This is a genomic window from Streptomyces sp. NPDC005408 (assembly GCF_040606445.1).
Lineage (GTDB): Bacteria > Actinomycetota > Actinomycetes > Streptomycetales > Streptomycetaceae > Streptomyces.
In genome coordinates this window covers 1-26,083 of record NZ_JBEXEX010000046.1, presented here as the reverse complement: position 1 = coordinate 26,083, position 26,083 = coordinate 1, and the positions used below count along the sequence as shown (strand labels likewise).

Below are 26,083 nucleotides of genomic sequence, written 5' to 3'. Positions count from 1 at the left end.
ATGACGCTTCCCCTCGACGTGGACCTCCTCCCGGTTGTCGGCGAACAGCCCGACCCGCTGCTGTTCGCCAACGTCTCCGGGGCCCATCTGTACGGATTCCCGTCCAGGGACTCGGATGTGGACCTGCGAGGGGTCCATCTGCTGCCGACGGCGGAGCTGGTCGGGCTGCACGAGCCCGAGGAGACCCGGTCCCGGATGTGGGACCGGGACGGTGTCGAGATGGATCTCGTCACGCACGACCTGCGGAAGTTCGTACGTCTGATGCTGCGGCGCAACGGCTATGTGCTGGAGCAGTTGCTGTCGCCGCTGGTGGTGCACACCTCGGACGCGCACGCCGAGCTCGTGGCGCTCGCCCCGGGCGTGCTCACCAGCCACCACGCCCACCACTACCGGGGGTTCGCGGGCACCCAGTGGCGGCTCTTCGAGAAGACGGGCGAACTCAAGCCGCTCCTGTACACCTTCCGGGCCCTGCTCACCGGAATCCATCTGATGCGCGCCGGCGAGGTGCAGGCGCATCTCCCCACACTCCTGGGGGAGGTGAACACCCCGGCGTACGTGGCCGAGCTCATCGCGGCCAAAGCAGACGCAGAACACGGTCCCGCGTCCGGCGTCGACCATGAGCGGGCCCGCACCGACGTGGACGCGCTTCACGAAGTCCTCGACGAGGCACAGCTGGGCTCGCTCTTACCCGGGGAGCCCACCGTCCACGACGCCCTGAGCGACTTCGTGGTCCGCGTACGACTGGAGCGCTGACGCCCGTCGCGTACGTACCAGGAAGTCCTCCACCCGCGCCCGGTCCGGCTCCGGTGGGAGAGGGGAGCCCGGGGCCGCCGCATCGGCCTCGGACGCGAGGCCGGTCATCCAGGACTCGACCTGCCGCCACGGCACTTCACCGCGCTTGACCGCGAGCAGGCGGTCGCGATCGTCGCCGACATCGATGACGAGCTGTCCCGTACGCAGCAGGTCGCGGCAGCTCCCAAGGAGCCGCAGCAGATGCATCGCGTGCTTCCAGCGCGGCGCGCCGTGCCGGCGGACATCCGCCTCCAGCTTCTTGCGCTGGCCGATCGCATAGCGCACGAAGGTCTGGTAGGCCTGGCGCGACAGGAACGCGCCGCGCAGGGCGAGCAGTTCGCGACCGGTGTCGTCGATGTGCTCGACGAAGGGGGAGTGCAGGCACTCCAGGACATTGGGGTTGGCGCGCAGGGCCAGCTCGCAGAACCGCTCCAGCTCCCAGCCGAACTGCTCCTCGGCCGGGCCCTCCACATGGGTCGGCGGCTTGTCGAAGCGCCAGTAGAGCGGTGTGGGGGCGAGGAAGACGCCACGGCGGTCGGTGTCACTGCCGTCCGTCGCGAGCCCGAAGGCGCGGGACCCCATGACGCAGGAGTAGATCGTGTGGTCGCGCACCAGGACTTCCGGGGTCATGCGCGAGAGCGTACGTGAGCACCCTCTAGGTCCTGTCCGGCCGGTCTTGCTGGGCTCGTGTGCCCTGGCACGCACTCCCCCGTAGCCCTTCGGGCACGGGAGGTGCCCCCACGCTGCGTTGCGTCAGTCGCCGACGCTCCGCGTCGGCTCTCCCCCTGCCTTCGGCGGGGGGACCCCCATCCTCCGGCCTGCGATGCTCCCCCGTAGCCCTTCGGGCACGGGAGGTGCCCCCATCGCCAGGCCCCGCTCACTGATCCGGCCTGATCGACCGGACAGGACCTAGGCGGCCCGCTCACCCACTCCGCAGTGTGACGACAGCCGCGTGCCCCTCCGTGTGCAGCGATCCCGGCGAGTCGTGCAGCACCGCCGCGTCGTACTGCCCGAGCGTCACGCGGGCCTCCTTGAGGACCGTCTCGCCGTCCAGCGCGACGATCACGACCGTCGAGCGGGACGGGACCACGACCAGCAGTCCTCCGCGCACCACCGAGGTCAGGCACGCCGTACGGCCCCTGCGGTGCATGACGTTGAAGTTGACGACGGGCCGCCCGTCGAGCAGGCGGCCGTCGGTCTCCACGTCGCCGGGGAAGGTGTAGGGCCGGTACCGCTCGTCGGCCACTGTGTGCTGCCCGCCGACCGTGAGGTCCATCCCGGCGCCCTCGACGACCGTCAGGATCCGGTCCACGCCGGGGAAGGAGGAGAAGGGTCCGTCCGCGCCGACGTCCGCGAGGCTGATCCGCCAGTCGAAGTCGTCCGTCCCAGCGCCCTCGGGCGCCAGCACGATCTCGCGGGTGACACCGCCGCCGTTCTTCCACGGCACGGCCTTGCGGTCGGCGGCCCGTAGCACCCGCACTCCTACCGTCATCGCACGATGCCCTGCGCTCGCGCCGCCGCCAGCCACAGCGGGAATTCGGCGACCAGCCGGTCGTACAGCTCGGAGTCCGGGACCTGGCGCGGGTCGAGTCCGGCGTGGAAGAAGCCGGCGTTGTCGACGAGGCGCCTGGCGGGGACGGCGAGTTCGTCGAGCTTGTGCAGAAAGTCGAACTGCGAGCTGCGCTTGTTGCCGAAGCCGATGAACTGCCAGAACAGCGGCAGCTTCGCCGCCTTGCACAGATAGCGCTCCGCCGCGTGCTTGCTGATCGGGCCGCCGTCCGTCTGGAAGACGACGAGCGCGGGGGCGGTCGAGCCGCTGTCGATGTAGTGGTCTATCACCGCATCCATGGCCAGGTGATAGCTGGTCTTGCCCATATGGCCGAGGCCCGCCACGATCTCGTCGACCCGGCCGCAGTGGTTGTCGAGTGCGATGTCCGTGACCGCGTCGACGTCTGTGGAGAAGAAGACGACCGGCACCCGGCCGTCGTCGTCGAGATGGGCGGACAGGCCGAGCACCCGGTCGGCGAGGGCCTGGACGCTGCCGTCCTTGTAGTAGTCCTTCATGGAGCCGGAGTAGTCGAGCACGAGATAGACGGCGGCACGCTCCCCGCTCAGCCGGTGCTTCTCCAGGCAGACGCCCGCGCTCTTGTAGAGGCTGACGAGCGAGGGCGCCCGCTCCTCGACCTTGCGGAGGCTGATGGCCGCCATGCGGGGCTCCGTTCGTTCACGGTGACGTGTGAGACGGGAGAGTCGAGATTACGTCACCGCGGAACCGGGAAGCGGCTTCAGTCGGCCGCCCGGACCTGGAACGCGGGGAGTTCGAAGATCCGCTGCTTGCCCGCGTCGTCCATCAACTCGACCAGCGGCAGCACCAGTTCCCACAGATCCCGCTTGTCGACCTCACGGGCCAGCGCGTCCAGCTCGTCGTACGCGAGGCCGCCGGCGGCGTCCGCGACCGTCTTGCGGGACTCGGCGGGCAGCAGCTCGACCAGCGGCAGGAACTCCGCCCACAGGCCGGTGGCCACCACGGCTCGTACGATCCCGCCGAGTACCTCCGCGTCCCGCAGCGAGGGCAGTACGGCGACGGTGCGGCGGTCCTCGTCGCCGAGCAGTGCCACCAGCGGGAGCAGGGACTCCCACAGGTCCTGCTCGGCCACCGTCCGCACGAGCGAGTCGAGCTGCTCCTGCGGCAGGCGGGCGGCGAGGAGCGCGATACGGGCGCGCTGTTCGCCGGTGACCAGCCCGGCGATGGCGAGCGCCTCGGGCCACAGACCACCGGCAGCCGAGGCCACGACCCGGGCGAGGCGGTCCTCGCCCATCAAGTCGATGATGTGGCCGAGCCGTTCGGGCATGTCGATGGCGAAGCCGGAGCGCAGGACGGCGTCGTCGGCGACCTGCGGGAGGATCCGCTCCAGCGCGGAGTCACGCAGATGGCCGACGAAGCGGCCCATGGTGAGGTGGTCGCCTCGTTCGGCGAGGGCGACGGCGATGCGTACGAGCAGGTTCTCGTCGAGGCGGTCGACGATCCCGGGGATCCGGCGCGGGTCGAGGTGGGCGCAGGACTCGGCGGTGAAGGAGACCGGCAGCTTCTCGATGATGTCGGCGGCGCGGGCGCCGTCAAGCCGTCCGGCGACGGCTGAGGCGAGGCGCGGCCCGAGGGCCTTCTGCGAGATGGCGGCGGCGACCACGGCTGGTACGAGCTTGGTGGCCGAGGCGATCCGGTCGAGCATCTCGGGCTGCCGGTCGTACAGGGCGGCGACGGTCTGCTCGCGGAAGCGCCGTACGTCCTCGGCGGGCAGGGCGTGCAGGAACGCGAGGCGTTCGGGCTGCTCGCCGAGCAGGGCGGCGATCTTCCGGGTCTCGGCGCGGTTGCGGAGCTTGTCCATGACGGGTCCCCCGCTCACTTGAAAAGGATGCGGCGGACGGGCCCGCGGGCCAGGGCGGGGACGAGCTTGAGGGCTGCCTCGGCGGCGTCCTCGAGTCCGGCGGCCCGGGACTCGCGCTCCCGGCACAGCGCGTCCGCGAGTGTCCCGAGGTGCTCGGGCGCCAGCGCGCCGAAACTGTCCGGGGGTGTGGTGCCCAGTTCCTTCGTCAGCGCTTCGGTGCTCACGGGTCCTCCCACGATGCGACGGCAGGTCTGAAGCCTGAAACGAAACTGACTTTTAGTCAATAGCCGTGCGTGTGCGAGGACTTGCGCCCGCCTTGACACCACGGACCGCGCGCGCCGCGGCGCCTGCCCGGTCGTCCGGTCGGGGACAGTTGGGCAGGCGCCGCGTTGAGTTCCGTACGCCGTTGTACGGGACCGTATGAGGGGTTGAGCGGTGCTCAGACCGTCAGTGCACGGTCCGTGGGGCGGATCGGAGCCGGAAGCTCGCTCGCCCCCGTCAGGTAGCGGTCGACACCGCGCGCCGCCGAGCGGCCCTCGGCGATCGCCCACACGATCAGCGACTGACCGCGGCCCGCGTCACCGGCGACGAAGACGCCGGGCACGTTGGTCTGGAACTCGGCGTCGCGCGCCACGTTGCCCCGCTCGTCGAGGTCCAGGCCGAACTGCGAGACGAGCCCGTTGGACTGGTCCGTGCCCGTGAAGCCCATCGCCAGGGTGACCAGCTGCGCGGGGATCTTGCGCTCCGTGCCCGGCTTCTGGGTCAGCTTGCCGTCGACGAACTCCACCTCGACCAGGTGCAGGAACTGCACATTGCCGTCCTCGTCGCCCTCGAAGTGCGTCGTCGAGACGGAGTAGACCCGCTCGCCGCCCTCCTCGTGCGCCGAGGTGACCTTGTAGAGCATCGGGAAGGTCGGCCACGGCTGACCCGCCGGACGGTCGTCGCCCGGCCGCGGCATGATCTCCAGCTGGGTGACCGAGGCCGCGCCCTGGCGGTGGGCCGTGCCCACGCAGTCCGCGCCCGTGTCGCCGCCGCCGATGACCACGACGTGCTTGCCCTCGGCGGTGAGCGGCGGGGCCACGAAGTCGCCCTCCTGCACCTTGTTGGCGAGCGGCAGGTACTCCATCGCGAAGTGGATGCCGTTCAGCTCACGGCCCGGAACGGGCAGATCGCGCGAGACGGTCGCACCGGCCGCGATGACCACCGCGTCGTAGCGCCGGCGCAGCTTCGCCGCGTCGATGTCGCGGCCGATCTCGACCTCGGTGCGGAACTTGGTGCCCTCCGCGCGCATCTGCTCGATGCGGCGGTTGATGTGCACCTTCTCCATCTTGAACTCGGGGATGCCGTACCGCAGCAGTCCGCCGATGCGGTCGGCGCGCTCGTACACGGCGACCGTGTGGCCCGCCCGCGTCAGCTGCTGGGCCGCGGCCAGACCCGCGGGGCCCGAGCCGATGACGGCGACGGTCTTGCCGGACAGACGGTCCGGCGCCTGCGGCCTGACGTCACCCGTGTCCCACGCCTTGTCGATGATCGAGACTTCGACGTTCTTGATGGTGACGGCGGGCTGGTTGATGCCGAGGACGCAGGCCGACTCGCACGGAGCAGGGCACAGACGGCCGGTGAACTCCGGGAAGTTGTTCGTGGCGTGCAGCCGCTCCGAGGCCGCCTGCCAGTCCTCGCGGTAGGCGTAGTCGTTCCACTCGGGGATCAGGTTCCCGAGCGGACAGCCGTTGTGGCAGAACGGAATGCCGCAGTCCATGCAGCGCCCGGCCTGCTTGCTGATGATCGGCAGCAGCGAGCCGGGAACGTAGACCTCGTTCCAGTCCTTCAGACGCTCGCCCACCGGACGGGTCTTGGCGACCTCTCGGCCGGTGGTCAGGAAGCCCTTGGGGTCAGCCATTGGTCGCCGCCTCCATCATCTTCTCGGTGGTCTCCTGCTCGGAGAGACCGGCGAGCTCAGCGGCGTCCTTGGCGGCGAGCACTGCCTTGTACGTGGTCGGGATGATCTTGCTGAAGCGGTCCACGGCGACTGACCACTCGGCGAGCAGCTTCGACGCTACGGTCGAGCCCGTCTCCTCCTCGTGGCGGCGCACGACATCGTGCAGCCACTGCTTGTCGGAGTCGCTGAGCGGCTCGATCGCCCCCAGGTTCCCGGAGTTGACGTTGTCCCGGTCGAGGTCGATGACGTACGCGACACCGCCGGACATGCCGGCCGCGAAGTTACGTCCCGTCTCGCCGAGGACCACCGCGTGACCGCCGGTCATGTACTCGCAGCCGTGGTCGCCCACGCCCTCCGAGACGACCGTGGCGCCGGAGTTGCGGACGCAGAACCGCTCGCCCGTGCGGCCGCGCAGGAACAGCTCGCCGCCGGTCGCGCCGTAGGCGATGGTGTTGCCCGCGATGGTGGAGTACTCGGCGAGGTGGTCGGCGCCCCGGTCCGGGCGGACGACGATGCGGCCGCCGGAGAGGCCCTTGCCGACGTAGTCGTTGGCGTCGCCCTCCAGCCGCAGCGTCACACCGCGCGGGAGGAACGCTCCGAAGGACTGGCCGGCCGAGCCGGTGAAGGTGATGTCGATGGTGTCGTCGGGCAGGCCCGCGCCGCCGAACTTCCGCGTCACCTCGTAACCGAGCATCGTGCCGACGGTCCGGTTGATGTTGCGGATCGCGATCTGCGCGCGGACGGGCTGGGCGTCCTCGGCCGTGGTCGCGTTCAGCGCCTCGGCGGCGAGCTCGATCAGCTCGTTGTCGAGGGCCTTCGCCAGACCGTGGTCCTGCTCGATCAGCTGGTGGCGCACGGCGCCGTCCGGCAGTTCGGGGACGTAGAAGAGGGGCTCGAGGTCGAGTCCCTGCGCCTTCCAGTGGGTCACGGCCCGGTCCGTGTCGAGCAGCTCGGCGTGGCCGACGGCCTCCTCGATCGTACGGAAGCCCAGCTCGGCGAGGAGCTCACGGACCTCCTGCGCGATGAACTCGAAGAAGTTGACGACGTACTCGGCCTTGCCCGAGAAGCGGTCGCGCAGCACCGGGTTCTGGGTGGCGATGCCGACCGGGCAGGTGTCCAGGTGGCAGACGCGCATCATGACGCAGCCGGAGACGACGAGCGGCGCGGTCGCGAAACCGAACTCCTCGGCGCCCAGCAGCGCGGCGATGACGACATCGCGGCCGGTCTTCAGCTGGCCGTCGGTCTGCACGACGATGCGGTCGCGCAGGCCGTTGAGCAGCAGGGTCTGCTGGGTCTCGGCGAGGCCGAGCTCCCAGGGGCCGCCCGCGTGCTTCAGCGAGGTGAGCGGCGAGGCGCCGGTGCCGCCGTCGTGGCCGGAGATGAGGACAACGTCCGCGTGCGCCTTGGAGACACCCGCGGCGACGGTGCCGACGCCGACCTCCGACACCAGCTTCACGTGGATACGCGCAACCGGGTTGGCGTTCTTGAGGTCGTGGATCAGCTGAGCCAGATCCTCGATGGAGTAGATGTCGTGGTGCGGCGGCGGGGAGATCAGACCGACACCCGGGGTCGAGTGCCGGGTCTTGGCGACCCAGGGGTAGACCTTGTGGCCGGGCAGCTGGCCGCCCTCGCCGGGCTTGGCGCCCTGCGCCATCTTGATCTGGATGTCGTCCGCGTTGACCAGGTACTCGGAGGTCACACCGAAGCGGCCGGAGGCGACCTGCTTGATGGAGGAACGGCGCTCCGGGTCGTACAGCCGGTCCGCGTCCTCGCCGCCCTCACCGGTGTTGGACTTGCCGCCCAGCTGGTTCATGGCGATGGCGAGGGTCTCGTGCGCCTCGCGGGAGATCGATCCGTACGACATCGCGCCCGTGGAGAAACGCTTGACGATCTCGCTGACCGGCTCGACCTCGTCGATGGAGATCGGCTGCCGGTCCTGCGCGTTGAAGCCGAAGAGGCCGCGCAGCGTCATGAGGCGCTCGGACTGCTCGTTCACGCGGTCCGTGTACTTCTTGAAGATGTCGTACCGCTTGCTGCGCGTGGCGTGCTGCAGGCGGAAGACCGTCTCCGGGTCGAACAGGTGCGGCTCGCCCTCACGGCGCCACTGGTACTCGCCGCCGATCTCCAGCGCGCGGTGCGAGGCGGCGATGCCGGAGGCCGGGTAGGCCTTGGCGTGCCTGGCCGCGACCTCCTTGGCGACGACTTCGAGACCGGCGCCGCCGATCTTCGTGGCGGTGCCGTTGAAGTACTTCTCGACGAAGGCCTCGTCGAGGCCGACGGCCTCGAAGACCTGCGCGCCGCGGTAGGAGGCGACCGTCGAGATGCCCATCTTGGACATGACCTTCAGAACACCCTTGCCCAGGGCGTAGATCAGGTTACGGATGGCCTGCTCGGGCTCCAGTCCCTCGATGAAGGTGCCGGCGCGGACCAGGTCCTCGACCGACTCCATCGCTAGGTACGGGTTGACGGCGGCGGCGCCGTAGCCGATGAGGAGCGCGACATGGTGCACCTCGCGCACGTCACCGGCCTCGACCAGCAGGCCCACCTGGGTGCGCTGCTTGGTGCGGATGAGGTGGTGGTGCACGGCGGAGGTGAGCAGCAACGACGGAATCGGCGCGTGCTCGGCGTCCGAGTGCCGGTCGGAGAGGACGATCAGCCGGGCGCCGTCCTCGATGGCCGCGTCGGCCTCGGCGCAGATCGCCTCGATACGGGCCGCGAGGGCGTCGCCGCCGCCGCTGACCCGGTAGAGGCCGGAGAGCGTCGCGGCGGTCATGCCGGGCATGTCGCCGTCGGCGTTGATGTGGATGAGCTTGGCCAGCTCGTCGTTGTCGATCACCGGGAAGGGCAGCGTGACGCTGCGGCACGAGGCCGCGGTCGGCTCGAGCAGATTGCCCTGCGGGCCGAGCGAGGAGTACAGCGAGGTGACGAGCTCCTCGCGGATGGCGTCCAGCGGCGGGTTGGTGACCTGCGCGAACAGCTGGGTGAAGTAGTCGAAGAGCAGCCGTGGGCGCTCGGACAGAGCCGCGATCGGGGAGTCCGTACCCATGGAGCCGAGCGGCTCGCCGCCGGCCCTGGCCATGGGCGCGAGGATGACGCGCAGCTCCTCCTCGGTGTAGCCGAAGGTCTGCTGGCGGCGGGTGACCGAGGCGTGGGTGTGGACGATGTGCTCGCGCTCGGGCAGGTCCTCGAGCTCGATCTCACCGGTCTCCAGCCACTCGCGGTAGGGCTTCTCGGCGGCGAGGGAGGACTTGATCTCGTCGTCCTCGATGATCCGGCGCTCGGCGGTGTCGACGAGGAACATCTTGCCGGGCTGGAGGCGGCCCTTGCGGACGACCTTGGCGGGGTCGATGTCGAGGACGCCGACCTCGGAGGAGAGGACGACGAGGCCGTCGTCGGTGACCCAGTAGCGGCCGGGGCGCAGTCCGTTGCGGTCGAGGACCGCGCCGACCTGGGTGCCGTCGGTGAAGGTGACACAGGCCGGGCCGTCCCAGGGCTCCATCATCGTGGAGTGGTACTGGTAGAAGGCGCGGCGGGCCGGGTCCATGGAGTCGTGGTTCTCCCACGCCTCGGGGACCATCATCAGCACCGAGTGCGGCAGCGAGCGGCCACCGAGGTGGAGGAGTTCGAGCACCTCGTCGAAGGAGGCGGAGTCGGAGGCGTCCGGCGTACAGACTGGGAAGATCCGCTCCAGCTTCTCGCTGCCGAAGAGGTCGGAGACGAGCTGCGACTCGCGGGCGCGCATCCAGTTGCGGTTGCCCTTGACCGTGTTGATCTCGCCGTTGTGCGCGACGAAGCGGTACGGGTGGGCCAGCGGCCAGCTCGGGAAGGTGTTCGTCGAGAACCGCGAGTGGACGAGCGCGACGGCCGTGGCGCAGCGCCGGTCCGAGAGGTCCGGGAAGAAGGGCTCCAGCTGGCCGGTGGTCAGCATGCCCTTGTAGACGATCGTGCGGGCGGAGAGCGAGGGGAAGTAGACCCCGGCCTCGCGCTCGGCGCGCTTGCGCAGCACGAAGGCCTTGCGGTCGAGCTCGATGCCCGTGCTGGTGCCGTCGGCCACGAAGAGCTGGCGGAAGGCGGGCATGGTGGCGCGGGCGCCGCTGCCGAGGAGGTCCGGGGTGACGGGGACCTCGCGCCAGCCGAGGACGTTCAGGCCCTCTTCGGCGGCGATCGTCTCAATCTGCGAGACAGCGTCGTCGCTGTCCTGCGCGGGGAGGAAGGCGATGCCGACGGCGTACGAACCGGCCTCGGGGAGCTCGAAAGCTGCGACCTCGCGGAGGAAGGCGTCCGGAACCTGGAGCAGGATGCCCGCGCCGTCGCCGGAGTCGGGCTCGGAGCCGGTGGCGCCGCGGTGCTCAAGATTGCGCAGTACGGTCAGCGCCTGCTCGACCAGCTCATGGCTGGCAACACCGGTGAGGGTGGCCACGAACCCGACGCCGCATGCGTCGTGTTCGTTACGGGGGTCGTACATCCCCTGGGGGGCGGGGCGACCGTCCATGGGCGACCAGGCGTCGGAACGCATCGGCACTCCCGTCGTCGTCGTGGCATGTGCAACTGCCGAGGGACGACGTTGGCCCTCCGCGAAATTTCGTGCAGGTTACATGATGGAGTGCTTCTCGGAAAGCGGATAGGTCATTCCAGCATGCGGACACCGCGCCAAGGCGGTGGAGGTGGGTCACACACGGACAGATCGGTGTCAGTGGACCCGTCGCAGAGCAGGCTTCATTGCCCGCAGCGCCTACGGCTCATGCCCGGTGGTTAAGGACTCGAAACCGCGGAGTAACGGCTACTTATGTAGCGTCTTGCATAGTGTCTCATCTGCGGCGGATTTCGTAGAGGGGACGTGCGTCACAACTTTGGGCCCGGCGGCCCCTGGGCGCACACGGAAGCACCGGCTCCCTGGTGGGAGCCGGTGCGGGTACGGACCGGGGCGCCGGGACAGAGAGTGGCGTCAGAGGGCCGCGCCGAAGAGCACGCCGAGTCCGTACGTGACGGCAGCCGCCGCTCCGCCCAGGACCAGCTGGCGCAGTCCGCTGTACCACCAGTTCCGTGCGGTGACGCGGGCGACGAGCGCGCCGCAGGCGAAGAGCCCGACGAGCGCGAGCAGCAGCGCGGGCCACAGGGCGGTCGCGCCGAGGAGGTAGGGCAGTACGGGCAGCAGCGCGCCCAGGGCGAACGCACCGAAGGACGAGACCGCGGCGACGGTCGGCGACGGCAGGTCGTCCGGGTCGATGCCGAGCTCCTCGCGGGCGTGGATCTCCAGGGCCTGCTCAGGGTCCCTGGAGAGCTGCATCGCCACCTCGCGGGCGAGCGCGGGCTCGACGCCACGGGCGACGTAGAGCGCGGCGAGCTCCTCCATCTCGTCGACGGGGTGCTTGCTCAACTCCCGTCGCTCGACGTCGAGTTCGGCCTCGACGAGCTCGCGCTGGGAGACGACGGAGGTGTACTCGCCGGCGGCCATGGAGAACGCGCCCGCGGCGAGTCCGGCAAGACCGGTGATGACGATGGTCTGCTGGGAGACGGCGCCGCCGGCCACACCGGTCATGAGGGCGAGGTTGGACACGAGTCCGTCCATCGCGCCGAAGACCGCGGGGCGCAGCCAGCCGCCGTTGACATCACGGTGGGTGTGGTTGTCGCGGTGCGCCACGTGCAGCGTTGCTTCGGTTTCGATGATGGACACAGTTCTCCCCTTCTCCGGCGCGGACTTGGTGGTCCGTGCCCCCTCCAACACCCTCGAAAATACGCACGACGTAAGGGACGCGCCAGCAAGGCAGGCCGTACTTACCTGGAGTCGAGCGGGTGACATCGAGCGGGTGACAGGGGTGTTTCTCAGACTCGTCGCGCGCCGCGCGTGGCACAGATGCAGGAACAGGCTCGGTGCGCGCGAAAGGGGCCCGCCCCATGGAGTTGATTGCATGCAATCCCGTTGATCCGGCCGGTAAGTCCTCACTTGATCCAGCCGGTAAGGCCTCGCTCCTGCGCGATCGGGCCTGCGGCGCACTGCTGGGTCTCGCGGTGGGCGATGCGCTGGGTGCCCCGGCCGAGAACATGCGGCCTTCCGAGATCCGCCGCAGATGGGGCCGTATCGAGGGCTTCGTGAGCGACGACCCGGCGGGCACGGACGACACGGAGTACGCGATCTTCTCGGGCCTGCTGCTCGCGCGGCACGGCTCGGCGCTGACCGTCGCGCATGTCGAGAACGCGTGGCACGACTGGATCGCGGACCTGGACGAAGGCCCGTTCCGGGGGGCCGGGTTCAGCGAACGCGGCACCCTCGAGAACCTCCGCCGCGGGCTCGCCGCCCCCATCTCGGCCCAGCACCGGCACGCATGGAGCGACGGCCTGGCGATGCGGGCGGCGCCGTTTGGCGTCTTCGCGGCGGGCCATCCGGCGGAGGCGGCGCGGCTGGTGGCGATCGACGGCAGCGTCAGCCACGACGGCGAGGGCATCTACGGCGGCCAGGCGGTGGCGGCGGGTGTGGCGGCCGCGATGGCGGGCGGCGGCCCGGCCTCGGTGATCGGCGCCGCGCTGTCGGTCGTCCCCATGGACTCGTGGACGGCCCGCTCCCTGCGCCGCGCGGTGGTGGCGGCCCAGCGCACCCACACGGACACCCTGGCGATGGAACGCTCGGTCCGCTCGGCGGTGGTGATCGGCGGCTACCCCTGGACGGACCTGGCGCCGGAGGCGGTGGGCCTGGCCTTCGGCGCATTCGCTGCGGCCCGCGGAGACTTCCGTACGTCGGTCCTGACGGCGGTCAACATGGGCCGCGACGCGGACACGACGGCAGCGGTGGCAGGCGCCCTGTCCGGCGCCCTGTCGGGAGCCTCGGCGATCCCGACAGCCTGGTCCTCGGCCATCGGCCCGGTCCGCGGCAGCTGCCTCCCGTCGATGATGGGCTACCACGTCCTGGACATCGCGGAACTACTGACCCCGGACGACGACCCCCAGGCAACGTCATGACCCCGGAACGCGGAACCCGGGCGGGGAACGCCACGCCGGAGGGCTCGCGGGAAGCGCCGAGCGACACCACGGGCTGCGCGTACCGCTCGCGCGAAGCGCCGAGCATCGCCTCGGGCCGCGCAGCGGCCACGGACCGTCCGTACCGCGCGCGCGAAACACCGGGCGACGCAGCGGGCGGCACGAGCGGCTCGCCGGGTGCGCGGGGCTCGCGCGAAGCGCCGAGCAACACCCGGGGCCGGACCCCGGCTCCGGAAATCACCGAACCCGCCGACTCGGGCGCAGCGCAAACCGCGGACGCCCCCGCCCTCGACCAGCTGAGCGCCACCGGCCCCACCCGCTCGCGCGAAGCGCAGAGCATCGCCTCGGGCCGCGCAGCCGCCCCGCACAGTCCGCGGGGCTCGCGCGAAGCGCCGGGCGCCCGCCGGGGGGCTGGGGGCCTGCCCCCAGTTTCGGGAAGGGGCGGGGCTGGGGAGGAGTACCGCCCGGCCCGGCCCATCGAGGGGCTCCTCCTCGGGCTTGCCTCCGGGGACGCCGCCGGATGGCCCGCCGCGCGGCATCGCGCCGCCCGCATGCCCGAGTGGACCCGGCGGCTCACCCGGGAGCTCGACACCTTCGCCGAGCAGAACGCGACCACCACCCTCCCCGTCCCCATCGCCCTCAACCAGCCTCCCGAGCCCCTCCGCCTCGGTCCCTCCGACGACGCCGAGTGGGCCGCCTTCGCTGCCGAGACCGTGCTGACCGCCGCCGGTCACCTCTTCGCCGGGCTCGCGCCGGGCCGCCGGATGCGCGCCGCCGTCGATCTCGCCTGGAACTCGCTCGCCAGCGAGGTCGCGGCGGCCGCCGACCGCGCCCCCGAGGTCGAGTCCGCCGTGCTCCCCCTCCGCGCCCGTATCTCCGTACGCGCCGGACTCGGCAACCTCGCCACCGGCCTGCGCCCGCCCGCCACCGGCCACGACAACCCGCACTACTTCGACGACGCCGCCTGCGTACGCGCCGCGGTCCTCGCCGTCGTCCACCCCGGCGACCCGGCGGCCGCCGCCGAGCTCGCCGAGTTCGACGCGCGCTACAGCCAGGACGGTGACGGAGTGCACGGCGCCCGCGCCATGGCCGCCGCCGTCGCCGCCGCGCTCGGGGGCGCCACCGTCGACGACGCCGTCGAAGCCGCACTCGCCGAGCTCCCCGACGCCACCGAGATCGGCCGCAACGCCCAGCACGCCGTCAAGCTCGCCCGCGACGCGACGGGCGCCTTCGAACTCGTCCCCCTCCTGGAGCACCAGATCGTCGACCACGTCTACAGCTATGGAATCGCCGCCGCCGAGACCGTCCCCGTCGCGCTCGCCCTCGCCACCGCCGCCCGCGGCCGCGTCGCCGAAGCCGTGCCCGCCGCGGCCTGTCTCTCCCGCGTCGCCGACTCCGCCCCCGCCCTCGCCGGCGCGCTGACCGGCGCGCTCGGCGGAGGCGACTCCGTCCCGGCCACGTGGCGCGACGCCTGCCGCACCCTCGCGGGCTGCGCACTCCCCCGCCTCGCGGGCACGGATCTCGTCGAACTCGCCGGGCTGCTCGCACGCACGGAACTGACCGCCCCGGGTGGACAATTCCGACATGACGACGACACTCGCGACGCTCACACTCGATGACCGGATCACGGGCAGCCTGATCGGCGCGGCGGTCGGTGACGCGCTCGGCGGCCCGGTCGAGGGCTACTCCCCCGAGCAGATCGTGGAGCGGCACGGCGGCCGCGTCCACGCCATTGTCGGCCCGTGGCACGGCGACGAATGGCGCACCGCCCGCCCCATCGCCCCGTACCACAAGGGCGACGGCCACATCACCGACGACACTCTGATGACGCACGCGCTGATCCGGGTGTACACAACCGTCCGCGACCACCTGGACGCGTACGCAGTCGCCGACCATCTGGTCCCCGACCTGATCTCGAACCCTCGCTGGATCCCCGAGCTGGAGGCGGAGGCGCTGCCCCTGCAACGCGTCTTCCTGGCCGAGAAGTGGATGGTGGCCCGCCTCCACTACGGCCACAACGACCCGCGCGAGGCGGGCGCCGGCAACATCGTCAACTGCGGCGCGGCGATGTACATGGCCCCGGTCGGCCTGGTCAACGCGGCCAATCCGACGGCCGCCTACGCCGAGGCCATCGACATCGCCGGCGCCCACCAGTCCTCGTACGGACGCGAGGCGGCGGGCGTCTTCGCGGCGGCGGTCTCGGCGGCCTGCCTCCCCGACGCCACCCCCGCCACGGTGATCGACACCGCACTCTCCCTCGCCAAGGACGGTACGCAGGCGGCCATCGAGGAGGTCGCCGAAGTCGCCACCCACCACTCGGACTTCGAGTCGGCGCTCGGTCCGCTACGAGCCGCGGTCGCCCCCTTCGACACGGTCGGCCCGGACTACCGCTCCCCCTCCCTCGCCGCCCGCCGCCCGTCCCGCCTGCACTCCATCGAGGAACTGCCCGTCGCCCTCGGCATGCTGATGGTCGGCGGCGGCGACTACCGCCGTACGGTCCTCGGCGCCGTCAACTACGGCCGCGACTGCGACTCGATCGCCACCATGGCCGGGGCGATCGCGGGCGCGCTGCACGGAGAGTCCGCTGTGCCGAGCGACTGGGCGAAGACGGTGGCCGATGCCAGCCGTATCGATCTGCACACCCCGGCGCGTGAGCTGGCCGCGGTCGCCGGCGAGATCTTCGCCCGGGACCGCGAGCGCCGTCGCGCCCACGAGTCGGCGTTCGCCCGGCTGACGGAAACGCCGTGACGGGCCTGCGTCTGACCTGGGTCCAGCCGGAGGACCTGGTCGGCCATGAACTGCGCCAGGCGGAGGAGGACGGCCGCGACGCGCGGGACATCCGCACCCGCTGGACCCGGGCGGGCGGCTCCCTGGCCCCACCCCGCGCCGGAGCGTCCCCCGCCCCGGCCCCGCCGTATGTGCGCGCACTGGCCCACGAACTCCTCGACGAACTGGCCGTACTTCCGTGCCCCTTGGCGGAGTACGAGCCCACCCCACTCCCCTTGATCAAGGCAATCTGCCCCACCTGGCCCGCCCCGACCGTGACGCGCCGAACCCCGAGCGGACCAGACGCCCTGCACGCCGCCTGGCTCGGCCGCGCCGTCGGCTGTCTCCTCGGCAAGCCCGTCGAAAAGCTCCCCCTCCACGCCATCCGCGCCATCGCCCGCGCCACCGGCAACTGGCCCCTCACCTCCTGGTTCACCGCCAAGGGCCTCCCTGCGGACCTCGCCGCCGCCCACCCCTGGAACCGGCGCTCCGCCGCCACCTCGCTCGCCGAGAACATCGACGGCATGCCCGAGGACGACGACCTCAACTACCCCCTGCTCAACCTCCTTCTCCTCCAGCGCCAGGGAAGGGCGTTCACCACCGCCCAGCTCGCACAGCTCTGGCTCGACGAACTCCCGGCCGGCCGTACCTTCACCGCCGAACGCGTTGCTTACCGCAATCTCCTCTCCGGCGTCGAACCCCCGCTCAGCGCCGCCCGCCGCAACCCCTTCCGGGAGTGGATCGGCGCCGCCATCCGTGCCGACATCCACGGCTGGACGCACCCCGGCGACCCCGCGGCCGCCGCCGCGCAGGCCCATCGCGACGCCTCCCTCACCCACACCGCGAACGGCGTCTACAGCGCGATGTTCATCGCCGCCGCCATCGCCACCGCGGCCGGCGGCACCGCCGATGTGCACGACACCCTCGCCGCCGGACTCACCGTCGTCCCCCCGCGCTCCCGCCTCTCGCGGGCCGTCCGGTTCGGCATCGAGACCGCCCGCGCCGAACCCGACTTCGACACCGTCGTGGACCGTCTCCACGCCGCCCTCGGCCACTATCACTGGGTGCACGCCATCCCCAATGCCGTGCTCCTCGCCGCCGCTCTCACCCACGCAGACGGCGACTTCACGGGCTCCATCTGCCGTGCTGTCTCCGGCGGCTGGGACACCGACTCCAACGGCGCGACCGCCGGGTCCCTCGCGGGCCTGCTCGCCGGACACCCCGACGCCGTCCCCGACCGCTGGACCGCACCGCTCAAGAACCGTCTCGCCACCTCCATCGCCGGTTTCGACGGCATCGGCTTCGACACCCTCGCCCACCTCACACATCAGGAGGCACTCCGCCCATGACCGTCATCGCGGTGCTCGGCAGCACCAACATGGACCTCGTGGCGTACGTCGCCAACGCCCCGAAGCGCGGGGAGACCGTCACGGGACGGGAGTTCCGTACGATCCCCGGCGGCAAGGGCGCCAACCAGGCCGTCGCGGCCGCCCGCGCCGGCGGCGATGTCGCGATGATCGGCGCGGTCGGCTCGGACGAGTTCGGCGGGCGCCTCCGGCAGACCCTTGTCTCCTCCGGCGTCGACACCGATCTCCTGCGCACCGCCGAAGGCCCCTCCGGCACCGCGCACATCGTCGTCGACGACGAAGGCGGCAACTCGATCGTGGTGATCCCCGGGGCGAACGGCACCGTCACCGCCCTCGCCCCCGGCGACGAGGCCCTCATCGCCACCGCCGACACGCTCCTCCTCCAGCTCGAACTACCCCTCAGCGCCGTGCTCGACGGCGCCGAAGCCGCCCGCCGCCAGGGTGTACGGACCGTCCTCACCCCCTCCCCGGCCCAGCCCCTTCCTCCTGAACTCCTTGCCGCCACCGACCTGTTGGTGCCCAATGAGCACGAGGCGGCCACGCTCGCCGGTGTCGCCGACCCGCACACCGCGGCCGACGCGCTGCTGCGTCTGGTCCCCGAGGTGGTAATCACGCTCGGCTCGGCCGGATGCCTGTACGCGAGCCGGGGAACGAAGCCCGTCACCGTCCCCGCTCCCAAGGTCACCGCCGTCGACACCACCGGCGCCGGTGACACCTTCGTCGGCGCCCTCGCCGTCGCGCTCGGCGAGGGCAGACCCGTACAACAGGCCCTCGGCTGGGCCTCCGCCGCCGCGGCACTGTGCGTCCAGCGTCCAGGAGCCTCCACCTCCATGCCGTACCGCCCCGAGATCGACGAGGCGTACGGGACGGCCGCCTCATGACCGCACCGGCGCCCACTCCGCTGCAAGGGCTGCGCGTCCTCGACCTGGCCACCCTCTTCGCGGGCCCGCTCGCCGCCACGATGCTCGGCGACTTCGGCGCGGAGGTCATCAAGGTCGAGCACCCCACCCGCCCCGACCCCTCCCGGGGACACGGCCCCGCCAAGGACGGTGTCGGCCTGTGGTGGAAGCTGCTCGGCCGCAACAAACGCACCGTCACCCTCGATCTGTCCACCCCCGGCGGCCGGACGACCCTCCTGCGCCTCGCGACCACCGCCGACGTGATCATCGAGAACTTCCGCCCCGGCACCCTGGAGAAGTGGCAGCTCGGCTGGGACGAGCTGAGCAGTGCCAATCCCCGTATCGTCCTGACCCGCGTCACCGGCTTCGGGCAGTTCGGCCCGTACTCCCACCGCCCCGGCTTCGGCACCCTCGCCGAGGCGATGAGCGGCTTCGCCTCCATCACGGGCGAGCCCGAAGGTCCGCCCACCCTCCCTCCGTTCGGCCTCGCCGACTCGATCGCGGCGCTCGCCACCTCGTACGCCGTCATGACCGCACTCGCCGCCCGCACCGCGACCGGCCGTGGCCAGGTCGTCGACATGGCGATCATCGAGCCGATCCTGACCGTCCTCGGCCCGCAGCCTCTCTGGTACGACCAGCTCGGTTACGTACAGACCCGCACCGGCAACCGCTCCCGCAACAACGCCCCCCGCAACACCTACCGCACCGCCGACGGCTCCTGGCTGGCCGTCTCCACCTCCGCCCAGTCGGTCGCCGAACGCGTCATGCATCTCGTCGGCCGCCCGGAGCTGATCGATGAGCCGTGGTTCGCCACCGGCAGCGGCCGCGCGGAGCACTCCGACGTGCTCGACGAGGCGGTCGGCGGCTGGATCGCCTGCCGCACCCGCGACGAGACCATGGCCGCCTTCGAGAAGGCCGAGGCGGCGATCGCCCCGATCTACGACGTCCGGGACGTCATGGAAGACCCTCAGTACCAGGCGCTCGGCAGCATCGCCGAGGTCCCCGACCCGGAACTCGGCCCCCTGCGTATGCAGAACGTCATCTTCCGGCTCTCCGAGACCCCCGGCGCCATCCGCTGGGCGGGCCGCCCGCACGGCGCCGACACCGACGCCGTCCTCACCGAACTCGGCCTGTCCCGGACCGATATCGCCGAACTCCGCACCCAGGGCGCCCTATGACCACCCCGCTCACCTATCTGTACGCCCCCGGGGACCGCCCCGAGGTCGTGCACAAGGCACTCGCATCCGGCGCCGACGTGGTGATCGTCGACCTCGAGGACGCCGTGTCCCCCGATCGCAAGAAGTACGCCCTGGCGGCCACCGCCGAACTTCTCGCTTCCCCCCAGACCCTTCCGGTCCATGTCCGCATCAACACCCCCCGTGACATCGAGGCCCTCACCGCACTTCCGGGCCTCTGTGCTCTGCGTATTCCCAAGGTCGCACACGCCACTGACATCCGGCGGATCGCGGCCGCCGCCCCGGCCGTCCCCCTCTATCCGCTCCTCGAATCGGCGCTGGCCATCGAGCACGCGTACGCGATCGCCACCGCCCATCCCGCCGTCCACGGCATCGCCATCGGCGAGGCCGACCTCCGCGCCGACCTCGGCGTACGGGACGGCACCTCCCTCGACTGGCCGCGCACCCGCATCGTGGTCGCGGCTCGCGCGGCCGGTCTCCCGCCCCCGGCCCAGTCCGTCTTCCCCGACATCCGCGACCTGGACGCCCTCTACGCCTCCTGCACCCATGGCCGCGCTCTCGGCTTCCTGGGCCGGGCGGCCATCCACCCACGCCAACTTCCAGTCATCGAGCGGGCGTTCCGTCCCACGCCCGAGGAGATCGAGGCGGCGGAGGAGATCGTCAAGGCCGCGGCCACGGACGAGGGCGCGCTCGCCCTGCCGGACGGCCGCTTCGTCGACGCCGCGATCGTGGCCGCGGCACAGCGCACGCTGGCTCTGGCCCGCCGCGAGGGCTCTTAGGGAGGGTTTCCGGAAAAGCGGAAGGCCGCCGGGACCTCTCGGTCCCGGCGGCCTAGCCGCACACTCTCCCCGCGGTCAGCCCTTGGCCGACTCCGCGTCGGCAGCTGCGCCGGCATCCACGTCCGCCTCGGCCTTCCCGTCGTTGTCCGGGGAGTCATCGGCAGGAGCGTCATCAGCAGAGGCATCGCCCGCCTCGGCCTTCGCCGCCTTCCCGGACCCGGCCTTCTCGGGCCGCTCCGGCTCCACGATCTCTTCGCGCCCCGGCCGCACCCGCGCCGAGACCACGATGTAGGTCACCGCCAGCACGAAGACGACGATCGCGGTCCACACGTTGAGGCGCAGCCCCAGAACGTGGTGCGCCTCGTCGACGCGCATGTACTCGATCCAGGCCCGGCCCACGCAGTACGAAGCGACGTACAGCGCGAACGCCCGGCCGTGTCCCAGCTTGAAGCGCCGGTCGGCCCAGATGACCAGCAGCGCGACGCCGATGCACCACAGGGACTCGTACAGGAAGGTCGGGTGGTAGAGGCCCGCCTCGCGGTTCGTACCCTCGGTGATCTTGAGGGCCCACGGCAGATCGGTCTTCTTGCCGTACAGCTCCTGGTTGAACCAGTTGCCCCAGCGGCCGATCGCCTGCGCGAAGGCGATGGCGGGTGCGAGGGCGTCCGCCCAGGCCGGCAGCGGGATCCCACGGCGGCGGCAGCCGATCCAGGCGCCGACCGCGCCCAGCGCGATCGCGCCCCAGATACCGAGGCCGCCCTGCCAGATCTTGAAGGCGTCGACCCAGTTCTCACCCTCGCTGAAGTACAGCTGGTAGTCGGTGATCACGTGGTAGAGCCGGCCGCCGACGAGACCGAAGGGCACCGCCCAGACGGCGATGTCGGCCACGGTGCCGGCTTTGCCGCCCCGGGCGATCCAGCGCTTGTTGCCGTACCAGACGGCCACGAAGACGCCGATGATGATGCAGAAGGCATAGCCGCGCAGCGGGAGCGGTCCGAGATGGATCACACCGGTCGACGGGCTGGGAATGTAGGCAAGTTCCATGGCAGGACCGACGCTACCCTGCCGGGTGGGACGTACGGCAACCCACCCGGCAACGTCTGGATAACGAGCCGCGCCCTCATCGCGGGGCCGCGGGCGGTCAGGAGGCAGGCGCGCTCGGGGGCGGCGTGGGCCTCTGGGTGCCCGGCTTCTTGCCCTTGTTCGCCTCCGCCACCCACTTCTTCAGGTTGGCCGGGGTGATCTGCTCGCCGCCCTTGTCCGGGAAGGCCGACTCCCCGTTGAGCAGCACGGTCGGCGTGCCGCGGAAGCCGCCGTTCGAGAACGTGGTGTTCGACTTCTGCACCCAGGTGTCGTGCTTGCCGTCCTCCACACAGGAGCGGAAGGCGGGGGTGTCGAGGCCGTCGACCTTGCCCGCGAGCTCGATCAGCCTGCTGTTCTTGCCGAAGCCGTCCTCCGTCTCCGGCGGCTGGTTCTGGTAGAGGACATCGTGGTACGGGGCGAATTTGCCGACGTCCTGCGCGCAGGCCGCGGCATTCCCGGCACGCAGCGAGCCGCTGCCGCCCATGTTCCCGTCGATGATGGTGGCGAGGTGGTACTCGACCTTGATCTGCCCCGAGGTCTCCAGCTCGCGGATCGTGTCCCGGAACGCGTTCTCGAACTGGGCGCAGACCGGGCAGCGGAAGTCCTCCCACACCGTGAGCGTGGAGGGGGCGTCGCTCGCGCCCACCGGGATGGCGAGCTGGTCCTTGCCCTGCACGCCCGCGGGCGCGAGGAGAGGACCGGCATCGGAACCGCCGTCCTTCTTTCCGGAATTGGCCGCGATCACGCCGACCACGGCGGCAAGGCCGAGGACGGCCACCACCGCGGCCGAGACGATCAGCAGCCGACGGCGCTTCTCACGTGCCTTCTCCTGCTCGCGTTCCTGCTGGAGCCGCTCTCGCGCGGTCCGCTTGCGTTCCTGGTTCTTCTCGCTCACATCCCACAAACGAACCGGGGAGGCGCTGCACGCCTCCCCGGTCCCATATCCACCCGTACGAGCTACGCGTCCCTGCGCACGCCCTTGGCGAGCTCGGCCGCCAGTTCCCGTACCGCCACGAGGCCCTCGGCGTCGTCCGGTGCGTCGAGGAGCCGCTTGACGAAGGCGGATCCGACGATGACGCCGTCGGCGAAGGAGGCGACCTCGGCGGCCTGCTCGGGGTTGGAGACACCGAGGCCCACGCAGACCGGCAGCTCGGTCGTGGCGCGGGTGCGCCGCACCAGGTCCTGGGCCTGCGCGCCCACCGACTCACGGGTTCCGGTGACACCCATCAGCGAGGCCGCGTACACAAAGCCGGAACCGGCTTCCGTGATCTTCGCGAGCCGGGCGTCCTTGCTGCTCGGCGCGACGACGAAGACCGTGGCGAGGCCGTGCTTCTCGGCGTGCTCCCGCCACACACCGGCCTCCTCGACCGGCAGGTCGGGCAGGATGCAGCCCGCGCCGCCCGCCTCGGCGAGCTCGGCCGTGAAGCGCTCGATGCCGTACCGGTCGATCGGATTCCAGTACGTCATGACGAGGACCGGCTTTCCGGTGGCCTCGTGGGCCTCGCGGACCGTACGCATCACGTCGGCGATCTTGACGCCGCCGCGCAGGGCGATGTCGTCGGCGGTCTGGATGACAGGGCCGTCGAGGACGGGGTCGCTGTGCGGCAGCCCGACCTCGACGACGTCGGCGCCGCCCTCGAGGGCCGCCTTGACCGCCGCGATCCCGCCGTCGACGGTCGGGAAACCGGCCGGGAGGTACGCGATGAGCGCGGCCCGGTTCTCGTTCCTGGCCTGCGCCAGGGTGTCGCTCAACAGCTGAATGTTGCCGCTCACTTCGCGTCCCCCTCGCCGTTGTACAGCCCGAAGTAACGGGCGGCGGTGTCCATGTCCTTGTCGCCGCGGCCGGACAGATTGACCAGGATCAGCCCGTCCTTGCCGAGCTCCTTGCCCACCTCCAGCGCTCCGGCCAGCGCGTGCGCCGACTCGATCGCCGGGATGATGCCCTCCGTACGGGACAGCAGCCGCAGCGACTGCATCGCCTCGTCGTCGGTCACCGCGCGGTACTCCGCGCGCCCGCTGTCCTTGAGGTAGGAGTGCTCGGGGCCGATGCCCGGGTAGTCGAGTCCGGCCGAGATCGAGTACGGCTCGGTGATCTGGCCTTCCTCGTCCTGCAGGACGTACGACCGCGAGCCGTGCAGGATGCCCGGCTCGCCCGCGGTCAGGGTGGCCGCGTGCTCACCGGACTCGATGCCGTGTCCGGCGGGCTCGCAGCCCACGAGACGTACATCCGCGTCGGGAATGAAGGCGTGGAACAGGCCGATCGCGTTCGATCCGCCGCCGACACAGGCGACAGCCGCGTCCGGCAGCCGTCCGGCCCGCTCCAGGATCTGGCGGCGGGCCTCCACGCCGATGACGCGGTGGAAGTCGCGGACCATCGCGGGGAAGGGGTGCGGGCCTGCGACCGTGCCGAAGAGGTAGTGCGTACGGTCCACATTGGCGACCCAGTCGCGGAACGCCTCGTTGATGGCGTCCTTGAGGGTGCGGCTGCCGGACTTCACGGGGATGACCTCGGCGCCGAGCATCCGCATCCGGGCCACGTTCAGGGCCTGGCGCTGGGTGTCGATCTCGCCCATGTAGATGGTGCATTCGAGGCCGAAGAGCGCGCAGGCGGTGGCGGTGGCGACACCGTGCTGGCCCGCGCCGGTCTCGGCGATGACCCGGGTCTTGCCCATGCGCTTGGTGAGCAGCGCCTGGCCGAGCACGTTGTTGATCTTGTGTGAGCCGGTGTGGTTGAGATCCTCCCGCTTGAGGAAGACCCGGGCACCACCGGCGTGCTGGGCGAACCGGGGCACCTCGGTGAGCGCGCTGGGGCGGCCGGTGTAGTTGACCATGAGGTCGTTGAGCTCGGCGGCGAAGGCGGGGTCGGCCTTGGCCTTGTCGTACTCGACGGCGACCTCGTCGACGGCGGCGACGAGGGCCTCGGGGATGAACTTGCCGCCGAAGGCACCGAAGTAGCCCTCGGGACTGGGGACGTGACCCTCCGGGTCCGGGATGAAGAAGTCGCTGGACATGGCGACATGCTCCTTGTCAGGGCTGATGCCCTAAGTCTGGTGTGCAGGGACACGGAATGCGCGCGCGTCAGCGGGGTGACCGGTTCCCCCACCCCGCCCCTCCCCGTAACCGGGGCTCCGCCCCGGACCCCGCGCCTCAATCGCCGGCGGGGCTGAATTCTTCAGCCCGTCCGGCGTTTGAGGACATGCGGCCGAAGGTCGCATACGGGGGTCCAGGGAGCGGAGCTCCTTGGTTACGGGAAGGGGCGGGTAGGGGAACAAACCGCCTAGCGCGCGCAGGCCCCGCGCCATCGCATGCCGTTGACCTGGCCCGGCTCCGAGCCGATCACATACCGCACCCGGCGGCCGTGCACACGGCGGGCCGGAGCCCGGCAGCCGCGTGGCTTGCAGCCACGGGCGAGCGGCGCGTGCGGGTCGCGTGCGGGCAGTCCGGCGCGCACGCCGACCAGCCCCGGGCGGCGGCCCGGAGCGGTCGGTCGACCGGCGCGGCGGACGTTCATCGAAGGGTCAGCTCCGCCCGTGCCGCAGGGCCGGGTGGGCTCCGGCGGCGACCAGATCGGCGACGGCCGACTTGGGGTCACGGCCGGTGACCAGGGACTCACCGACGAGTACGGCGTCGGCACCGGCGTTGGCGTAGGCGATCAGGTCGTGCGGACCGCGCACACCGGACTCGGCGATCTTGACGATGTGCGCCGGGATCTCGGGGGCGATCCGCTCGAAGGTGGAGCGGTCGACCTTGAGCGTCTTCAGATCGCGGGCGTTGACACCGATGATCTTCGCTCCGGCCTCGACCGCGCGCTCGACCTCGTCCTCGTCGTGGACCTCGACCAGTGGCGTGAGCCCGATCGACTCGGCCCGCTCGATCAGCGAGACCAGGGCCTCCTGCTCCAGCGCGGCGACGATCAGCAGCACGAGGTCGGCGCCGTACGCCCTGGCCTCCCACAGCTGGTACGCGGTGACGATGAAGTCCTTGCGCAGCACCGGGATGTCGACCTTGGCGCGGACGGCTTCGAGGTCGGCGAGCGAGCCTCCGAAGCGGCGCTGCTCGGTCAGCACGGAGATGATGGCCGCTCCGCCCGCCTCGTAGTCGGCGGCGAGCCCGGCCGGGTCGGCGATTGCGGCGAGCGCGCCCTTCGACGGGCTGGAGCGCTTGACCTCGCAGATCACATGGACGCCCTCGCCGCGGAGTGCGGCGACGCCGTCCTTGACTGCAGGAGCCTTGGCAGCGCGCTCCTTGAGCTCGTCGAGGCTGACGCGCGCCTGCCGCTCTGCGAGGTCCGCGCGCACGCCTTCGATGATCTCGTCGAGCACACTCACGCGAGCGGCCCCCTTCCGGGACGGTGATGATGGTTCAGGATCAGCCATCTCGATGGTATCCGCACCATGGCTCCGGGCTCGCATCCGGATGTCCTCTGTCCCATTACCTGGGACTTCGGTGCACGGTCAGGGGGCAAGCACCGAGCCGAATGGAAGGTTCCGGACCACGCTGAAGATCAGCAGAGCACCGCCGAGCGTCCACCACCAGACGGGCGCGACAGCGATCCGCATGGGTTCGCCGCGTACGGTGCGAATCAGCCACATCACCCACACGACGGCGAAGATTCCGTAGCCCGCGACGGCCATGGCGTTGGACCCGAGCGCGCCGGTCAGATCGCCGTGGATGAAGGCATGCGCGCTGCGGAGGCCGCCGCAGCCCGGGCAGTAGATGCCGGTGAAGCGCAGCAGCGGGCAGACCGGGTAGTGGCCCGGTTCATTGGGGTCGACCGTGCCGACGTACGCGAAGGCCGCTGCCACCCCGGCGTTGGTGTCACCGGGCTTGGCGTCGCCCGAGAAGGTGTAGATCGGCCAGCAGTCGATGCTCTGCTGCTTGTTTCCGTCGGGACGGTTGAAGGT

Annotated in this window: 23 protein-coding genes; 8 read left to right on the top strand and 15 right to left on the bottom strand. The window is 71.1% G+C overall.

What is annotated here, in order from left to right; translation table 11 throughout:
* On the top strand, positions 1–753 hold the full coding sequence (locus tag ABZS64_RS30670) for a nucleotidyltransferase domain-containing protein (protein WP_355836795.1): 753 nt from the start codon (positions 1–3) through the stop codon (positions 751–753).
* Here ABZS64_RS30670 and ABZS64_RS30665 read toward each other — a convergent pair.
* The 8 genes from ABZS64_RS30665 to ABZS64_RS30630 all read right to left on the bottom strand — a co-directional run bounded on the left by ABZS64_RS30665 (position 685) and on the right by ABZS64_RS30630 (position 11,791).
* The gene (locus ABZS64_RS30665; protein ID WP_355836793.1) at positions 685–1,422 is read right to left on the bottom strand and encodes a nucleotidyltransferase domain-containing protein; all 738 of its coding nucleotides are present in this window, start codon (positions 1,420–1,422) and stop codon (positions 685–687) included. The two genes, ABZS64_RS30670 and ABZS64_RS30665, sit on opposite strands and share 69 nt — an antisense overlap.
* Before the next feature lie 292 nt (positions 1,423–1,714).
* The gene (locus tag ABZS64_RS30660) at positions 1,715–2,284 is read right to left on the bottom strand and encodes a HutD family protein (protein WP_355836791.1); all 570 of its coding nucleotides are present in this window, start codon (positions 2,282–2,284) and stop codon (positions 1,715–1,717) included.
* The gene (locus ABZS64_RS30655; protein ID WP_355836789.1) at positions 2,281–3,000 is read right to left on the bottom strand and encodes a VWA domain-containing protein; all 720 of its coding nucleotides are present in this window, start codon (positions 2,998–3,000) and stop codon (positions 2,281–2,283) included. Before ABZS64_RS30655 ends, ABZS64_RS30660 begins: the two co-directional genes overlap by 4 nt.
* A gap of 77 nt (positions 3,001–3,077) precedes the next feature.
* Positions 3,078–4,196, bottom strand: coding sequence for a hypothetical protein (locus ABZS64_RS30650; RefSeq protein WP_355836787.1), 1,119 nt, complete (start codon positions 4,194–4,196; stop codon positions 3,078–3,080).
* Positions 4,193–4,402, bottom strand: coding sequence for a hypothetical protein (locus ABZS64_RS30645; RefSeq protein WP_355836785.1), 210 nt, complete (start codon positions 4,400–4,402; stop codon positions 4,193–4,195). Before ABZS64_RS30645 ends, ABZS64_RS30650 begins: the two co-directional genes overlap by 4 nt.
* 215 nt (positions 4,403–4,617) lie before the next feature.
* A complete protein-coding gene (locus ABZS64_RS30640) occupies positions 4,618–6,078 on the bottom strand; it encodes a glutamate synthase subunit beta (RefSeq protein ID WP_355836783.1) in 1,461 nt (486 codons plus the stop codon).
* Positions 6,071–10,633 (bottom strand): glutamate synthase large subunit, encoded by a 4,563-nt coding sequence (gene gltB / locus ABZS64_RS30635; RefSeq protein ID WP_355836782.1) that lies wholly within the window; start codon positions 10,631–10,633, stop codon positions 6,071–6,073. Before gltB ends, ABZS64_RS30640 begins: the two co-directional genes overlap by 8 nt.
* Positions 10,634–11,062: 429 nt before the next feature.
* On the bottom strand, positions 11,063–11,791 hold the full coding sequence (locus ABZS64_RS30630; protein ID WP_355836780.1) for a VIT1/CCC1 transporter family protein: 729 nt from the start codon (positions 11,789–11,791) through the stop codon (positions 11,063–11,065).
* 221 nt (positions 11,792–12,012) lie between these two features.
* Between ABZS64_RS30630 and ABZS64_RS30625 the strand changes: the two genes are divergently transcribed.
* From ABZS64_RS30625 to ABZS64_RS30595, 7 genes are read left to right on the top strand one after another with little or no spacing between them, the layout of a single operon-like run.
* Entirely contained in the window at positions 12,013–13,071 is a 1,059-nt protein-coding gene (locus ABZS64_RS30625; protein WP_355836778.1) for an ADP-ribosylglycohydrolase family protein, read from the top strand.
* Positions 13,068–14,708, top strand: coding sequence for an ADP-ribosylglycohydrolase family protein (locus ABZS64_RS30620; protein WP_355836776.1), 1,641 nt, complete (start codon positions 13,068–13,070; stop codon positions 14,706–14,708). Before ABZS64_RS30625 ends, ABZS64_RS30620 begins: the two co-directional genes overlap by 4 nt.
* Positions 14,674–15,837, top strand: coding sequence for an ADP-ribosylglycohydrolase family protein (locus ABZS64_RS30615; RefSeq protein ID WP_355836775.1), 1,164 nt, complete (start codon positions 14,674–14,676; stop codon positions 15,835–15,837). Before ABZS64_RS30620 ends, ABZS64_RS30615 begins: the two co-directional genes overlap by 35 nt.
* On the top strand, positions 15,834–17,204 hold the full coding sequence (locus ABZS64_RS30610) for an ADP-ribosylglycohydrolase family protein (RefSeq protein ID WP_355836773.1): 1,371 nt from the start codon (positions 15,834–15,836) through the stop codon (positions 17,202–17,204). The genes ABZS64_RS30615 and ABZS64_RS30610 overlap by 4 nt, the downstream gene beginning before the upstream one ends.
* Entirely contained in the window at positions 17,201–18,103 is a 903-nt protein-coding gene (rbsK, locus tag ABZS64_RS30605) for a ribokinase (protein ID WP_355836771.1), read from the top strand. Before ABZS64_RS30610 ends, rbsK begins: the two co-directional genes overlap by 4 nt.
* Positions 18,100–19,299 (top strand): CoA transferase, encoded by a 1,200-nt coding sequence (locus ABZS64_RS30600; protein ID WP_355836769.1) that lies wholly within the window; start codon positions 18,100–18,102, stop codon positions 19,297–19,299. The genes rbsK and ABZS64_RS30600 overlap by 4 nt, the downstream gene beginning before the upstream one ends.
* Positions 19,296–20,096, top strand: a complete 801-nt coding sequence (locus ABZS64_RS30595) for an aldolase/citrate lyase family protein (RefSeq protein ID WP_355836767.1) — start codon at positions 19,296–19,298, stop codon at positions 20,094–20,096. The genes ABZS64_RS30600 and ABZS64_RS30595 overlap by 4 nt, the downstream gene beginning before the upstream one ends.
* A 75-nt stretch (positions 20,097–20,171) precedes the next feature.
* Here the strand turns inward: ABZS64_RS30595 and lgt are convergent, their stop codons facing one another.
* From lgt to ABZS64_RS30560, 7 genes are all read right to left on the bottom strand, one after another.
* On the bottom strand, positions 20,172–21,140 hold the full coding sequence (lgt, locus tag ABZS64_RS30590) for a prolipoprotein diacylglyceryl transferase (RefSeq protein WP_355836765.1): 969 nt from the start codon (positions 21,138–21,140) through the stop codon (positions 20,172–20,174).
* A gap of 97 nt (positions 21,141–21,237) precedes the next feature.
* Positions 21,238–22,074, bottom strand: coding sequence for a thioredoxin domain-containing protein (locus ABZS64_RS30585; protein WP_355836763.1), 837 nt, complete (start codon positions 22,072–22,074; stop codon positions 21,238–21,240).
* A gap of 62 nt (positions 22,075–22,136) precedes the next feature.
* Positions 22,137–22,952 carry a tryptophan synthase subunit alpha gene (gene trpA / locus ABZS64_RS30580; RefSeq protein ID WP_355836761.1) on the bottom strand — a complete coding sequence of 272 codons (816 nt, stop codon included), beginning with the start codon at positions 22,950–22,952 and terminating at the stop codon, positions 22,137–22,139.
* Entirely contained in the window at positions 22,949–24,190 is a 1,242-nt protein-coding gene (gene trpB, locus ABZS64_RS30575) for a tryptophan synthase subunit beta (protein ID WP_355836759.1), read from the bottom strand. The genes trpA and trpB overlap by 4 nt, the downstream gene beginning before the upstream one ends.
* 266 nt (positions 24,191–24,456) lie before the next feature.
* Positions 24,457–24,690, bottom strand: a complete 234-nt coding sequence (locus ABZS64_RS30570) for a tryptophan synthase subunit(beta) (protein WP_355836757.1) — start codon at positions 24,688–24,690, stop codon at positions 24,457–24,459.
* A 7-nt stretch (positions 24,691–24,697) separates the two neighbouring features.
* Positions 24,698–25,507 (bottom strand): indole-3-glycerol phosphate synthase TrpC, encoded by an 810-nt coding sequence (gene trpC / locus ABZS64_RS30565; RefSeq protein ID WP_355836754.1) that lies wholly within the window; start codon positions 25,505–25,507, stop codon positions 24,698–24,700.
* Between the two features lie 126 nt (positions 25,508–25,633).
* Positions 25,634–26,083, bottom strand: a 450-nt coding sequence (locus ABZS64_RS30560; RefSeq protein WP_355836751.1) for a DUF2752 domain-containing protein, incomplete at its 5' end; no start/stop codon positions are given.